General features: G+C 43.7%; 9 protein-coding genes. 5 read left to right on the forward strand and 4 right to left on the reverse strand.

Annotated elements, in window-relative coordinates:
- Nucleotides 1-25: 25 nt before the first annotated feature.
- A complete protein-coding gene (locus H0S56_RS10350; RefSeq protein WP_004646264.1) occupies nucleotides 26-640 on the reverse strand; it encodes a carbonic anhydrase in 615 nt (204 codons plus the stop codon).
- A gap of 315 nt (nucleotides 641-955) precedes the next feature.
- Between H0S56_RS10350 and H0S56_RS10355 the strand changes: the two genes are divergently transcribed.
- Both H0S56_RS10355 and H0S56_RS10360 read left to right on the forward strand, forming a co-directional pair.
- A complete protein-coding gene (locus H0S56_RS10355) occupies nucleotides 956-1,993 on the forward strand; it encodes an alpha/beta fold hydrolase (protein WP_044111633.1) in 1,038 nt (345 codons plus the stop codon).
- A 14-nt stretch (nucleotides 1,994-2,007) separates the two neighbouring features.
- Nucleotides 2,008-3,009 carry a hypothetical protein gene (locus H0S56_RS10360; RefSeq protein WP_005096242.1) on the forward strand — a complete coding sequence of 334 codons (1,002 nt, stop codon included), beginning with the start codon at nucleotides 2,008-2,010 and terminating at the stop codon, nucleotides 3,007-3,009.
- 36 nt (nucleotides 3,010-3,045) lie between these two features.
- Here the strand turns inward: H0S56_RS10360 and H0S56_RS10365 are convergent, their stop codons facing one another.
- Nucleotides 3,046-5,127 carry a TonB-dependent receptor domain-containing protein gene (locus H0S56_RS10365; protein ID WP_195725000.1) on the reverse strand — a complete coding sequence of 694 codons (2,082 nt, stop codon included), beginning with the start codon at nucleotides 5,125-5,127 and terminating at the stop codon, nucleotides 3,046-3,048.
- Nucleotides 5,128-5,321: 194 nt separating this feature from the next.
- On the reverse strand, nucleotides 5,322-5,960 hold the full coding sequence (gene nfuA / locus H0S56_RS10370; RefSeq protein WP_004279400.1) for a Fe-S biogenesis protein NfuA: 639 nt from the start codon (nucleotides 5,958-5,960) through the stop codon (nucleotides 5,322-5,324).
- 159 nt (nucleotides 5,961-6,119) lie between these two features.
- Between nfuA and H0S56_RS10375 the strand changes: the two genes are divergently transcribed.
- Nucleotides 6,120-6,737 (forward strand): rhomboid family intramembrane serine protease, encoded by a 618-nt coding sequence (locus H0S56_RS10375; RefSeq protein WP_005096237.1) that lies wholly within the window; start codon nucleotides 6,120-6,122, stop codon nucleotides 6,735-6,737.
- Nucleotides 6,738-6,917: 180 nt separating this feature from the next.
- Nucleotides 6,918-8,459 carry a hypothetical protein gene (locus H0S56_RS10380; RefSeq protein WP_195725001.1) on the forward strand — a complete coding sequence of 514 codons (1,542 nt, stop codon included), beginning with the start codon at nucleotides 6,918-6,920 and terminating at the stop codon, nucleotides 8,457-8,459.
- Between the two features lie 346 nt (nucleotides 8,460-8,805).
- Here the strand turns inward: H0S56_RS10380 and H0S56_RS10385 are convergent, their stop codons facing one another.
- Entirely contained in the window at nucleotides 8,806-10,425 is a 1,620-nt protein-coding gene (locus H0S56_RS10385; protein ID WP_195725002.1) for an inorganic phosphate transporter, read from the reverse strand.
- Between the two features lie 536 nt (nucleotides 10,426-10,961).
- On the opposite strand from H0S56_RS10385, the gene metH reads away from it, so the two are divergent.
- The gene (metH, locus tag H0S56_RS10390) at nucleotides 10,962-14,648 is read left to right on the forward strand and encodes a methionine synthase (protein WP_195725003.1); all 3,687 of its coding nucleotides are present in this window, start codon (nucleotides 10,962-10,964) and stop codon (nucleotides 14,646-14,648) included.
- Nucleotides 14,649-14,698: the final 50 nt, after the last annotated feature.

Below are 14,698 nucleotides of genomic sequence, written 5' to 3' on the forward strand. Positions count from 1 at the left end.
TAGAATATATTTAGATGAATCGTGATTAGAAATCGAAGAATGTCACTTCACCAGTTTCCAGTGAATATTCAGCACCCACGACTTTTAGTTTTCCTTGTCCAATCAGGTTTTCCAGAACGGCTGAACCGTGACGCAACTGATTCACCGAAGCAAATACGTTGGAACGTACTGCATGCTTGGACAATTTTGCCAAGTCATTTTTCAGTTCAGTTTGCATTAAAGTTTCAACTGAAGGACGTACGCGGTTCACAATCGACATCAGGTTTGCCGATGGGGGGCAATCAGGACACATCAAGGTATCAATAGTCGCTTTAATCGCACCACAGTGACTGTGACCTAACACCACCACAATCGCGCAATCATAACGTGCCGCGGCAAATTCAACACTGCCGACCTGTGAGGGTGCAACAATATTACCTGCAACACGAATCACAAAAAGATCGCCGAGACCCTGATCAAAAACCATTTCGGCTGGAACGCGCGAATCTGAACATCCCAAGACAATCGCAAACGGATTCTGATCCTCTGCCATTTCTGCGCGCTGTTGGTGGCTAAGTTGTTTTGGATGCGTGGTATCGCCACTGACAAAACGTTGGTTACCCTGTCTAAGACGTTCTAAAGCTTCTTGAGCTGTGAGCATTCTTTTCTATCACCGATGGTTTTAGTTGCAATATCTTACTGCCAGTTTTTTTGAATGTCACTTGCAAAAAATCTTAGCTGATTAAATTTTTAGCATTTATCTAATTTCATTTCTGCAGGTAATTTATGCGCAATACATCACATTTTCCAGTCATTGAATGTAATTCAGCAAAAAACTAATGGGTGACAAGCGCAAAGATTGATTTAAAATAGAGTGAAGAATAATGTTTTTATTTGAATGAAAATTGCAAATTTATAACATGGAAGTATTTTGATTGAGCAATTTGCTCACTGGGTTTGTTTTGGGGAATGGCCAATGAAGAAAATAATAAAATTGCGCTCGAAAATGATTTGTTCAGCCGTAGTTGCCTTAAGCATGGCATTACCGGGCCTGACACATGCTCAAATACTATTTAGCCAGAAAAATGAAACATCTGCCAAAGTCTTGCAGCAGCATCTGTTACAAGAACGCAGCCTTGCCGGTCTCAAATCCAAGACCCTCAAAATTGGCGAGGTCACCTGGAGTTATAGCGAAGGCGGTGCCAAGAACAAACCATCCATTCTACTGATTCATGGTCTGGCCGGCACGCGCGACAACTGGAACCGGGTCGCCCAGTTTCTGACGCCCTATTATCATGTCATTATTCCGGATCTGCCAAGCAACGGCGACACCAAAGTTCCGGACAATTTTGATGTTTCTGTGCCCAATGTGACCTCTCAACTGCGTTTGTTCCTTGAAACCTTAAATGTGGACGAAAATTTACACATTGCCGGCCACTCTCTGGGTGGATCGATTGCTACGGTGTATGCTTCACAATATCCTTTCGATACGCAAAGTCTTTTTTTAATCAATAGTGCTGGTCTTTACAAAATGGGGAATACTCCCTATACCAAAGATCCTCAAGCCTTAAAAGACCTGATCGTCAGCAAACCCGGTGATCTGCAAGATGTTTCCAAACAGCTGATGCAGAATCCGCCAGTGATTCCTTATCAGTTACGGCATGCACAGGAAAAACTGTTGATTTCACGCGCTGAACAAACCAGCAAATCGATTGATCAGGTGGTGATGCTAAATCGGATTTATACACCGGAAACCTTTGCCCGCCTGACCCGCACGGTAGAAGCACCCACCTTGATTTTATGGGGCAGACAGGATCGGATCATTAATGTCGAAGTAGTTAAAGAACTGCATGCCCTGCTGAAACGTGCCGAAAAACCGGTGATTTTAAACAATGTCGGGCATATGCCGATTCTGGAAGCAGAAAAACAGGTGGCACAACATTATTTGCCTTTTCTGGCCAAGACCCAGACCCTAAAAAACCCGCTTGCTGATAAACTCATTCCTTTAAATTAAGTTTCAGAGCCGTTATGCAGAAACACCCGATGATTGAGCAGTTGATCGATGCTCAACTTGATTTTCTCGATCAGGCATTTTCTCAATCTGAAACGATTCAAACTGAGTTTCATGCGTTTTATCTGTGGTTGCGTAAACAGAACCTGAAAGATCTATGGAGCTGTGATCTGATTCATCAGCTTTTACAAAAACAGATTCTGGATACTGCTGCCAGCAGCTTTCTGATTGAGCAGATTGCTGAGCATATCCGTTTTGCACTGGTACATCCGGCCAACGATACGACCAAAATTGCCGATGTGATTCCAGTCCTGACCGTGGATAAAATCGCACAATATGTTGCCAGTAAAAGTGGCCATCGTCAGCGTCTGATTAAGACCGTCGTGAATAATCCGGCATTTTCGGCCATGATCACGCAACTGATCCAGCATTCCATTCAGGATTATCTGGATAATTCTGTCATCGCTAAAAGCGTGCCCGGGGTTTCCCGTTTTATGAAAATGGGCAAGTCGGTACTGGAAAATGTCACCGATACGGATCTGGACAGTACTATTGCGCGTTATCTGCAAAAGAATATTTTAAAACTGAGCCAGATGAGTGAACATGTGCTGAACCAGCACTTTGATGATGAAAAACTCTATCATTTTCAGGCCAATCTCTGGCATAAAATTAAAGATATGCCGGTATCGGTATTGAAAAATTATATTGAGCTTCAGGATTTAAATCAGACAGTCGGTTTAGGACATGAGATCTGGGATCATTTGCGTCAGACGGATTATCTAAAACAGCAAGTTCATGATGGAGTTCATACCTGGTATGTACGCAATCAGGAACATACTTTTGACAGCTTACTGCGTGATCTGAATATTGATGAAGCCTTAATCCAGCATGAGTTACAGCAATTGTTGAGCCCGATCATTCAACAGATGGTTTCACAAGGTCATTTACGTGAACGTACACGCAGATATCTGGAACAGTTTTATTATTCAGAAGATACTTTGAAGATTCTTAAAGTATAAAGTTTAAAAGCCGCTCGAGAGCGGCTTTTAAATTGTTTAGAAATTATAAGTCAGTCCGACAAAGACTTCCTGACGATCCAGATAATAATCATTTGAAGCATTTACTAATTTTTTATCAAATAAATTATTGAGACCACCTCGAACAGTCACTTGATCGTTCACTTCATAATTCGCAGATAAGTTAAATACCGTATGTGGTTTTTGCATCACTACCGTATCTTCAATACTTGCCGTATATTGTTCACCGGTATATTGCGCTGCAAGTTCCAATGAAAGTGGATCAGTAGGAATCCAGTTGAGTGCGCTATAAACGGATAACTCGGGAATCGTTGAAAGATTTCTGCCAGTCACTAAGTTTTTTGATTCAAAATAATAGGTTGCATTGATCTTCCAGCTTAAATTCTCTAAAAGTGGTAATGCCACACTTGCTTCCAAGCCCCGTACACGCGCTTTTTCAGCATTTTGATATTGTGTCCACCACACCCCATTAATTTCTCCTAAAGCACGATATTCAATTTTATTTTTAAAATCTGTGTGGAAATAAGTTAAACCGAGATCAAAATCATTTTGAGCAAAATTAAATCCAAGTTCATAGTTGGTACTTTCTTCAGGCTGCAGGTCTGCATTACCCGCCATATAACATCCGCCCGATACATAGCCTAAAGGTTTCAAGGATGTACATCCATTCCCCCCTGAACGCGTCGCTGCACCTGCAGTATTCTCTTTGAGTGAAGGAGCTCTAAAGCCCTGAGCAACACCACCTTTAATGGTCAATGCATCATTTGGCTGCACCACCAAATAAGCACGTGGACTATTATGTGTGCCAAATTTATCGTGATGATCAAAACGGTTACCGAGGGTCAAATTGACTTGATCATTAAAAACAATTTTATCTTCAACGAACAATCCCCAGGTATCTCCTTCTAGCTCTGAACCATATTCTTTGCCGTCATAACTTGGAATAGCCAACCCAATATTACGGGTATTAACCAGTTCTTCTGATTTCCATTGACCTCCCACTGTTGCAACATGCTCCACACCTAATTTAAACGGAATATTGAGATTAGCTTCTACAATGCTTTCCTTGGATTTTTGTGTGGTCGGCCCAGTCTCTGTCACCTGACTTTGATCATAATCATTGTAGTAAGCCGTAATTTTTGAATCACCGAAACCCCATTGAGCATCATGTGATAGAGACACTGAACGATGTTCTAACTCAGATGGACCCCATGCTAATAAAGCCTGTTCTTTACCATCCACCACCTGAGGCGTGGTCGAGACATTATTCTCTTGCAAGCCATAACCCAGCTCTAAAGATAAGCTATGAATATCGTTCGGCGTATAATCGAACTTTAAGTTCGCATTCTGATCACGACTACCCGATTGTCCGGTTGCTTTACTTCCTGCCATTCCGGGAAGATTACGGTCAGAGATTTGATAGCCTTGATCCGCTTCCTGTTCAGTGATCCCGACTGTCGCACGCATACCTAATGTATCGGTTAAAGGGCCATATCCCACGAGTCCTGATTGAATGGTTCGCCCTAAATCCGAAGATGTCGTTGGCATGGTATGGTTTAAGGTCAATGAGCCACCCCATTCTGAAGGGATTTTTTTGGTAATGATGTTGATCACTCCACCCATCGCATCAGAGCCATATAAAGAAGACATGGGTCCACGTACAACCTCAATACGTTCAATCATTTCTGGTCTCACCCAGTTTAGATCTTGATGTCCTAGGTTTGCACGATAATTGGTATCTCGAGAAGAGCCGACACGTTTACCATCAATTAAGATCAGCGTGTAATTGTCAGGCATCCCGCGTAATTGTATTTTGGAACCTGCCCCATTTGAACTTAGGCCCCCTGTTACGCCGGGCACACGTTTCAAGATATCGGCCAGACTTGAAACAGGCTGCTTCTGTATTTCTTCTGCCGTAATGACACTAATTGAAGCTGGCGCAGATTTAACATCAACTGCCTGTCCACTTGCAGTCACCACAATCGTTTGTAATTTAGTCGCTTCCGCCTGTGGAACAACAACTTCTACTGCAGATGTATTTCCCACCATGGCTGTGAGTACAGCAAATGCCAAAGTTGTTTTTAAGAATGGCTTATTCATACCTTGTGCGCTCCAATACTTATGAAGAGATCATGTTTATTCGGTTGCGAAGTGTAACAGCTTTTCAATTGAATGCAATTAATACTGATAACCATTATCATTAACATTCACTGGTTTTTAAGCCAGATATAAAAAAACCTCGAACTTTCGAGGTTTTTTTAAAATGCGATAAATGAACTGTTATATGGAACAGCTTATTTCATATACGCACCTTCAGACTGACTATGATCCGTTTCATCAACGACATGCATTAACTCTGGTACATGTTGTTTTAATGTGGTTTCAACACCTTGTTTCAAAGTGATATCAATCGCTGAACAACCCTGGCAACCACCACCAAATTTAAGTACAGCGGTTAAACCTTTTTCAGGGTCTTCTTTGACTTCGACCAGTGCACAGTTACCGCCATGGCCTGCTAGACCCGGGTTAATTTCAGACTGCAATACATAGGTAATACGCTCTTCTACTGATGCATCTGGACCCACGCGTGGCACTTTGGAGTTCGGTGCACGGAAAGTCAACTGACCACCAAAACGGTCTTTGTTGTAATCAATCACGGCATCGAGTAAATACGGAATAGATGGCGAGTCGATAAAAGCAGGGAAATCAGGATATTCCTGCTTATAATCTGTCGGTACAACTTCATCAGGTGCACTATAGGCCATGCAACATTCAGCGCGAGGAGTACCCGGATGTTCTACAAAAACACGCACACCAATACCCGGGGTGTTCTGTTTATCCAGTAAATCCTTTAAATACTCTTGTGCTGTTGGTGTAATCAATAAGTTGGGAATTTCACCAACAACTGGAGTGCTGCTGTTCTCAGTCGACATAACAATAATTTCCTCAAGCTCAGACGGCTATTTTAACTGAAGATCGGGGGGAATTTTTAAAAATCAACTAAAATTGTCGGATTTATTATAAAAGTACAACTTTAGTGCAATTTTAATGGCATGATAATTGGCAAATAGGCACCATTAGAATTACTTTATATGCTTGATTTACCTTTTAATCACACCGTTACCATTATTCTGATCACCTGTATTGTGTCCTTTATTGCCTTCTCTAAAGAGACGGTGATGAATCGCCTGATTTTCTGGCCACCGGCACTGCAACGTGGACAATATGACCGCTTTATTAGCCATGGTTTTATTCACGCCGATGGAACTCACCTGCTATTCAATATGATTACCCTGTTCTTTTTTGGCAGTGTGATCGAGAGCTTTTATCGTCAGTATTTATATGATCTGGGTTTTATTCTGTTCTATCTGGGCGGTCTGATTGCAGCTATTATTCCAAGTTATCTGACCCATAAAAATAATCCGCGCTGGGCCAGCCTTGGTGCATCAGGTGCAGTTTCTGCGGTGCTGTTTGCCTATATTCTGTTTGAGCCGTGGAAGCTGATTTTTGTGTTCTTTATACCGGTTCCTGCAATTATTTTTGCCGTGCTCTATGTGGCTTATAGCATCTGGTCAGGCAAAAAAGGCAATAGCAACATTAATCATAGCGCGCATTTGTGGGGAGCAGCCTACGGCGTGATCATGACCATTATTCTGGAGCCACGCCTGATTCCGCATTTCCTGAATAAACTGATGCAGGTTCCGTTTTAATCAGGGTTATTGAAGGCTAGAGAAATAAGGCTACATATAAGATAAGTCTGATATTTATTTGAAACATCTCGTAATATATTAAAAAGTCATGATGTCACTTATTGCCAATCTTGGAGTGAATTTTGCAGCGATAATGTATACATCTGTATATTAATTACTGTCATTTACGAGATATTTTGCATGTCCACTACACCAGACGGTCTTCAATTTCCGCTTCAGTCCAATCAACAAAAACCAAGTAGCTCAAAAACAGGACGCGCGATCATCGCAGCAGCTTTGGCCAATGTGAATCAACACAGTGCTGCACAGGCACAATCAGAAAAAAACTGGCGCAAACAATATACCGTGCATTTTAAGCAACTGGTCGAGCAAGGGCTAAGCTCGCCTGAAGCCAGCCTGAAAATTGCTGAAGATGGTCTGGCACAGGCGCATCAGACCTTTGAATTTTACCGTGATGGACAAAAGCATTTACTGAAAGATGCCCTCACCTTGCCCGCTGATCAACTACATAGCTTTAAATTGATGGGAAGCAGTCAGGCTGCACCAGAATGGTATGTGCCCTACCACGGCCAGAAGCTGCAAGGTGATGCCTTATTGGAGCAGATTGAGCGCTGGGAAAGCCAAGGCATCGTGGAAACCAGCCATGCCAATGCCCTACGTGAATGTGTGGTGCATCCTGAATGGTTTGATCTTTCCGATCGGACCACGGTGCTGTTTGGTGCAGCATCTGAAGCCGGTCCTCTGACCTGGCTGGCGAAATGGAAAGCCAATATTGTAGCGATTGATCTGCCGAATACCCGTGTATGGGGCAAGATTGTTGATACCATCAACCAAGGCAATGCCACGCTGTATGCACCTTGTACTGAAGACCTGCCTGCTGATACTTCACTTGATATTTTAAAAGAAAAACTGGGCGCGAATTTGCTAACCCAGATTCCTGAAATTGCCAAATGGTTATTACAGTTCAAGCAGGATCTGGATCTGGCTGCAATTGCTTATCTTGATGGTGAAAAGCATGTCCGCGTCTCTATGGCGATGGATGCCATCATGCAGCATGTCAGCCAGCAAAAAGCCAATACCAGCCTGATGTACATGTGTACGCCGACCGATGTGTATGCGGTGCCGAGTGAAGTGATTGAAGCGTCAAAAGTAAAATATACTGAACGCTCCAAGGCACAGGCGATCCTTTCTAAAGGTGTTTCCACTTTAAGCCGCAAACATTTTTTCCAGAAAAATGCGCATGAACTGATTCAGTCTGGTGATCAGGCATATGGCATTTGTGACTGTCTAGTAGTTGAACAAGGCCCGAACTATGCGCTGGCAAAACGTATCCAGCAATGGCGTGCCACCTTGGCTCGCGCTCAAGGCCAACGGGTCAGTATCAATATTGCGCCTTCGACGACCACCTATTCCGTGACCAAGAATCCGCTATTAAAAGCCGCATTTAACGGTGCCAGCCTGTTTGATGTTGAAGCTTTCGCGCCTGAAACCACCAATGCGATTATGGCGGCACTATGGATTCATGACCTTCGCAATCCGGAATCGGTGGCCAATCCTGAAGTAAAACTCAACCATCCGCTTGAATTGATGATGCATGGCGCGAATCATGGTGGTTTGTGGCGGGTTGCTTATCTGGCGCGTACCGCACTGCCTTTTGCTGCGCTGTATGGTTTTGCGACGGAGAAGTTACCAAAGGGATTGTTGAGTAAGTTAAAGAAGTAATTTAGTTCCTTCTTTCGAGACTTCTTCTACGTTAGATAAACTTTTATTTAATGTTTATCCCCTCACCCTTGCGAAGCAGTGCCTCTCATCTCCCAAAGGGAGAGGGAGCACTCATCATAAATTTTAGTAACTGTTAGATATCTACCTACAAGCTACTTTTCTATCAGGTAAAAGAGCAAGATTTAGCGTCAATCCCCATATTTGAATATATAACGTAAAATCCCCCTCTCCTGAGCAAGTTTTAAAGCACCACTTTTAAAACGAAGCGCAAGTGAGGGTTAGGGAGAAGTAAAAATCACCCATACAAAAAAGCTGCTCTAGAGCAGCTTTTTTATGTCTAAATAATTTAGAATACTTTTAACAGTACCCAGTACAAACTACCTGACAGACAGATCGTTGCTGGTAAAGTAAAGATCCAGGCAGACAGAATAGTTTTCACCATCTGGAAGTTCAGACCTGACTTGTTCGCCACCATGGTACCTGCTACTGCAGAGTTCAATACATGGGTAGTGGATACCGGCATACCAAAGCCATCTGCCGCTGCAATAGTTGACATTGCCACAAGTTCGGCAGACATACCCTGACCATAAGTCATATGCTGTTTACCAATACGCTCACCAACCGTCACGACAATACGCTTCCAGCCGACCATCGTACCCAGACCAAGTGCCAAGGCTGTCGCCACTTTCACCCAGGTCGGAATGTATTGCAGGAATGAATCCAGATTGTCGCGGTATTCATCTACTGTTTTTTCCTGTGCAGCACTCATTGCCGGTAAAGCTTCTGCTTTATCCAGACGTTTAAATGCTGTAGTGCTCAGGTACATGTCATTACGGAATTCAGATACTTGAGCTTCAGGAACATCCTTAATGCTGGTATAGCTACCAACTTTTTCACCCAGATGATCCGTCAAGCTTGCCAATGCAGGCACGACTTCAGGGGTAATTTCTTTGGTCTGAATGTACTTGGTGATCACATCACGGGCTTGTTCATCCGGAATGTCCTGATGATTTGGATAGATCACATCCGCTGTTTGTGCAGATAACTGACCAAAAGACTGAATATGTTGTGCATCCAGATTCTTGTTCAGCGAGTACGCTAAAGGTACACAGCCGATCAGGATCAGCATGATCAGGCCCATACCTTTTTGACCGTCATTTGAACCATGGGCAAAGCTCACCCCAGTACAGGTAAAGATCAGCATGGCACGAATCAATGGTGGCGGTGGCTTGTTACCTTCAGGTGGCTGGAACAATTCCAGTTGACGCTTGAAGATTTTTTTCACCAGCAGGAACACAATCGCAGCAAATGCAAAACCGATTAAAGGTGAGAATAACAGCGCCTTACCGACTTTCATCACCTGCTCCATGTCTATACCTGAAGCGCCAGTACCGGCATTCAGAATATAGTTCATAATGCCCACACCCAGAATCGAACCGATCAGGGTATGAGAACTGGATGCCGGAATACCGAGGAACCAGGTTCCCAGATTCCAGAGAATTGCTGCGATCAGCATGGCAAAGACCATGGCAAAGCCTGCTCCGGAGCCGACATTCATGATCAGCTCGACCGGCAATAACGCGATAATGCCGTAAGCGACCGCACCACTGGCCACCATAACTCCAAGGAAGTTACAGAAGCCGGCCCACATCACTGCGACAGGAGCTGAAAGTGCATTGGTATAAATGACCGTGGCAACTGCATTGGCGGTATCGTGGAAGCCATTGACGAACTCAAAGCTCAACGCAATAAAAAGTGCCGTCGCTAACAAAATAACTGAATACAAGCCCAAGGCCGGTACATGCGCTAAATCTGCAGACAACTGGAAGCCGATATAAATCAGCGTAGTGATAATAAGAGTCAGGAACACCGGCATAAAGAATTTCGGTGTTGGCACATGAACATTGGTCGACTTTTGGGAAGCCGACCCGTGTGCTGAATCTACGGGAGTTTGATTAGGATTCATGCAAGCAGGAATAGAGGATTCAAGAATCCCCATATTGTTCAGTTAAATTGTGACAATTATATGACAAACTGCTGTCATATGAAGCAATTATTTGGATTTTCTTGCTGCTATTCGTCCTGTTTAATTCCGACTAAAACACTAGATTTTGATTTTATAAATCATTTACTTAAGATAAGATTCCAGCTTCTTCAAGCTTAAAAACTCAACATATTTTGCTACCAAAACGATTTACGCCCTGCCTGTCATCAAGCTGAGCAAAAGTTTCATTTGCACAGCATAAGCCATCAATATGACAATTTCATGAATGAAAGCATCAGCTTAATTTTTTGATTTTGTTTACTGTCTCAAAGACATCGAATCAGATTAGAGATTGCAATATTTTCTGATCCGGATGTTAAAACTTGTTGTTTTTCTAGATGACTTATCAAATTTTCATATCATGCTTATCCATCATTCTGAGCAATCTCAGCAGAAATCAGCCAACTAATCTGCTAAGATTAGCGTCGTTTTTTTTGATTTCTGCTGAGAAAGTTTGAATGTCTACACTTACCACTTTAAAAGAACTTCTTGCCAAAAGAATTTTAATTATCGATGGTGCGATGGGTACTATGATCCAGCGCCATAAACTGGAAGAAGCCGATTATCGTGGTGAGCGTTTTGCTGACTGGGCCTATGATCTCAAAGGTAATAATGATTTGCTGGTGCTGACTCAGCCACAAATCATTCAAGGCATTCATGAAGCTTACTTGGAAGCTGGCGCCGACATTATTGAAACCAACACCTTTAACGGTACCCGCGTTTCAATGTCGGATTACCACATGGAAGATCTGGTTCCTGAAATTAACCGTGAAGCAGCGCGTCTGGCCAAAGAAGCCTGTGCCAAATATTCAACGCCTGAAAAACCACGCTTTGTGGCAGGTGTGATTGGTCCGACATCGCGTACCACTTCTATTTCTCCAAACGTGAATGACCCGGCGTTCCGTAACATCACCTTTGATGCTTTAAAAGTTGATTATATTGAATCAACCAAAGCTTTGATCGAAGGTGGTGCAGACATCATCCTGATCGAAACTGTGTTCGATACTTTAAATGCCAAAGCTGCCATCTTTGCAGTAAAAGAAGTCTTTAAAGAATTAGGCTATGAACTGCCAATCATGATTTCAGGTACGATCACGGATGCATCAGGTCGTACATTGACTGGTCAAACCGCTGAAGCTTTCTGGAACTCGATGCGCCATGCGGAGCCACTTTCTATCGGCTTTAACTGTGCGCTGGGTGCAGATGCGATGCGTCCACACGTGAAAACCGTGTCTGACGTTGCCGATACCTTTGTTTCAGCGCATCCAAACGCTGGTTTGCCAAATGCCTTCGGTGGATATGATGAAACGCCGGAAGAAACTGCAGCATTTATTAAAGAATTTGCTGAAAGTGGCTTAATTAATATTACCGGTGGTTGCTGTGGCACTACGCCGGATCATATCCGCGCGATTGCAAATGCTGTTGCAGGCATTACCCCTCGCCAAATTCCTGAAATTGAACCGGCTTGTCGTTTAAGTGGTTTAGAGCCATTTAACATCACCAAAGATTCACTGTTTGTGAACGTCGGTGAACGTACCAACGTCACCGGTTCGAAAAAATTCCTGCGTCTGATTCGTGAAGAAAACTTCGCCGAAGCACTTGATGTTGCCCGTCAACAGGTTGAAGCCGGTGCGCAGATCATCGACATCAACATGGATGAAGGCATGCTCGATTCGCAAGGTGCGATGGTGCACTTCCTGAATCTGATTGCTTCTGAGCCAGATATTTCACGCGTACCAATCATGTTGGATTCTTCTAAATGGGAGATTATCGAAGCGGGCCTGAAATGTGTGCAAGGTAAAGCCGTGGTGAACTCGATTTCCCTGAAAGAAGGTCATGACGAGTTTGTCGAACGTGCCCGCCTCTGCCGTCAATATGGTGCTGCGGTCATCGTGATGGCATTTGATGAAGATGGTCAGGCCGATACAGCTGCGCGTAAAAAAGAAATCTGTAAGCGTTCATATGATGTTCTGGTGAATGAAGTAGGCTTCCCGTCCGAAGATATTATCTTTGACCCGAACGTCTTTGCGATTGCAACCGGTATTGAAGAACACAACAACTATGGTGTGGACTTTATTGAAGCGACTGGCTGGATTAAACAGAACCTGCCAAATGCGATGATTTCTGGTGGTGTATCCAACGTATCGTTCTCGTTCCGTGGTAATGAACCGGTGCGTGAAGCGATTCACTCGGTGTTCCTGTACCATGCCATTCAGCAAGGCATGACTATGGGTATTGTAAATGCCGGTCAGATGGCGATTTACGATGACATCGATAAAGAATTGAAAGAAGCGGTTGAAGATGTTGTTTTAAACCAGAACCAGGGTGAAAGCGGTCAGGAAGCAACCGAAAAACTGCTTGCTGTTGCTGAAAAATACCGTGGTCAAAGTGGTACGCAAAAAGCCGAAGAAAATCTGGAATGGCGTAATGAGTCTGTTGAAAAACGTCTTGAATATGCATTGGTAAAAGGCATCACGACTTATATCGATCAAGATACTGAAGAAGCGCGTTTAAACTCTACACGTCCACTGGATGTGATTGAAGGTCCATTGATGGCGGGTATGAACGTAGTCGGCGATCTGTTCGGTGCCGGTAAAATGTTCTTGCCACAAGTAGTCAAATCTGCACGCGTGATGAAACAGGCTGTAGCGTGGTTGAACCCGTTCATTGAAGCTGAGAAAACCCAAGCCGAAGCAAAAGGTAAAATCCTGCTGGCTACGGTGAAAGGCGACGTACACGACATCGGTAAAAACATCGTTGGCGTAGTATTAGGCTGTAATGGTTATGACATCGTGGATCTGGGCGTGATGGTGCCATGTGAGAAAATTCTACAAACTGCGATTGATGAAAAAGTCGATATCATCGGTTTGTCTGGTCTGATCACGCCGTCTCTGGATGAAATGGTCTTTGTTGCCAAAGAAATGCAGCGCAAAGGCTTTAACATTCCGTTAATGATTGGTGGTGCGACGACTTCTAAAGCGCATACCGCAGTGAAAATCTCACCGCAATATCATAATGATGGCGTGCTTTACACCGCAGATGCTTCACGTGCCGTGGGTGTAGCAACACAATTGCTTTCTCCTGAAATGAAACCAAAACTTTTGGCTGACTATGCAGCGGATTATGAAAAAATTCGTACTCGTCTTGCCAACAAGCAACCGAAAGCGGCGAAATTATCTTATCAAGAATCTGTTGAAAACGGCTTTAAGATCGACTTCGACCAGAATGCACCGGTTAAACCGAACTTCATCGGATCTGAAACCTTTACCAATTATCCGCTTGAAACTTTGGTGGAATACTTCGACTGGACGCCGTTCTTTATTTCATGGAGCCTGGCGGGTAAATTCCCGAAAATCCTTGAAGATGAAGTGGTGGGTGAAGCAGCGCGTGACTTGTATGAACAAGCTCAAGCCATGCTGAAAGACATCATCGAGAATAAACGTTTTGATGCGCGTGCGACGTTCAGCATTTACCCTGCAAACCGTGTAGCGGCAGATACAGTTGCGGTTGCAGATGAAGCTGGTAATGTAACTCACAGCTTCGAGCATTTACGTCAGCAGTCTGACAAAGTCACTGGCAAAGCAAACTACTCTCTGGCTGACTTTATTGCGCCAAAAGATGTCGCTCAGGATTACTTGGGTGGCTTTACGGTGTCGATCTTTGGTGCGGAAGAATTATCTCAAGAATACAAAGCCAAAGGCGATGACTATAACGCAATTATGGTTCAAGCCTTGGGTGACCGTTTTGCTGAAGCATTTGCAGAGCACTTACACGAGCGTATTCGTAAAGAGTTCTGGGGCTACCAAGCAGATGAAGTTTTATCAAATGATGATTTGATCAAAGAGAAGTATGTCGGTATTCGTCCTGCACCGGGCTACCCTGCTTGTCCTGAGCATTCTGAAAAAGCGCCATTGTTTGACTGGTTAGGTACAACCGACAAGATTGGTACGTACTTAACCACAAGTTTTGCAATGTGGCCACCGTCATCAGTGAGCGGTTTCTACTATGCAAACCCTGAAACTGAATACTTTAACGTGGGTAAAATCTCTGGCGATCAGCTAGAAGATTATGCGAAGCGTAAAGGTTGGACCTTGGATGAAGCGAAACGTTGGTTAGCGCCGAATTTGGATGATTCTGTGGTTTAATAACCACTTAATCCCCCTAGCCTCCTTTACTAAAGGGGGAATAAAAAGTC

It is taken from the genome of Acinetobacter lwoffii, from assembly GCF_015602705.1.
GTDB lineage: Bacteria > Pseudomonadota > Gammaproteobacteria > Pseudomonadales > Moraxellaceae > Acinetobacter > Acinetobacter lwoffii_E.

Coding starts and splice junctions, on each gene's coding strand:
- H0S56_RS10350 (WP_004646264.1), bottom strand. CDS start 640: ATGCTCACAGCTCAAGAAGCTTTAGAACGTCTTAGACAGGGTAACCAA.
- H0S56_RS10355 (WP_044111633.1), top strand. CDS start 956: ATGAAGAAAATAATAAAATTGCGCTCGAAAATGATTTGTTCAGCCGTA.
- H0S56_RS10360 (WP_005096242.1), top strand. CDS start 2,008: ATGCAGAAACACCCGATGATTGAGCAGTTGATCGATGCTCAACTTGAT.
- H0S56_RS10365 (WP_195725000.1), bottom strand. CDS start 5,127: ATGAATAAGCCATTCTTAAAAACAACTTTGGCATTTGCTGTACTCACA.
- nfuA (WP_004279400.1), bottom strand. CDS start 5,960: ATGTCGACTGAGAACAGCAGCACTCCAGTTGTTGGTGAAATTCCCAAC.
- H0S56_RS10375 (WP_005096237.1), top strand. CDS start 6,120: ATGCTTGATTTACCTTTTAATCACACCGTTACCATTATTCTGATCACC.
- H0S56_RS10380 (WP_195725001.1), top strand. CDS start 6,918: ATGTCCACTACACCAGACGGTCTTCAATTTCCGCTTCAGTCCAATCAA.
- H0S56_RS10385 (WP_195725002.1), bottom strand. CDS start 10,425: ATGAATCCTAATCAAACTCCCGTAGATTCAGCACACGGGTCGGCTTCC.
- metH (WP_195725003.1), top strand. CDS start 10,962: ATGTCTACACTTACCACTTTAAAAGAACTTCTTGCCAAAAGAATTTTA.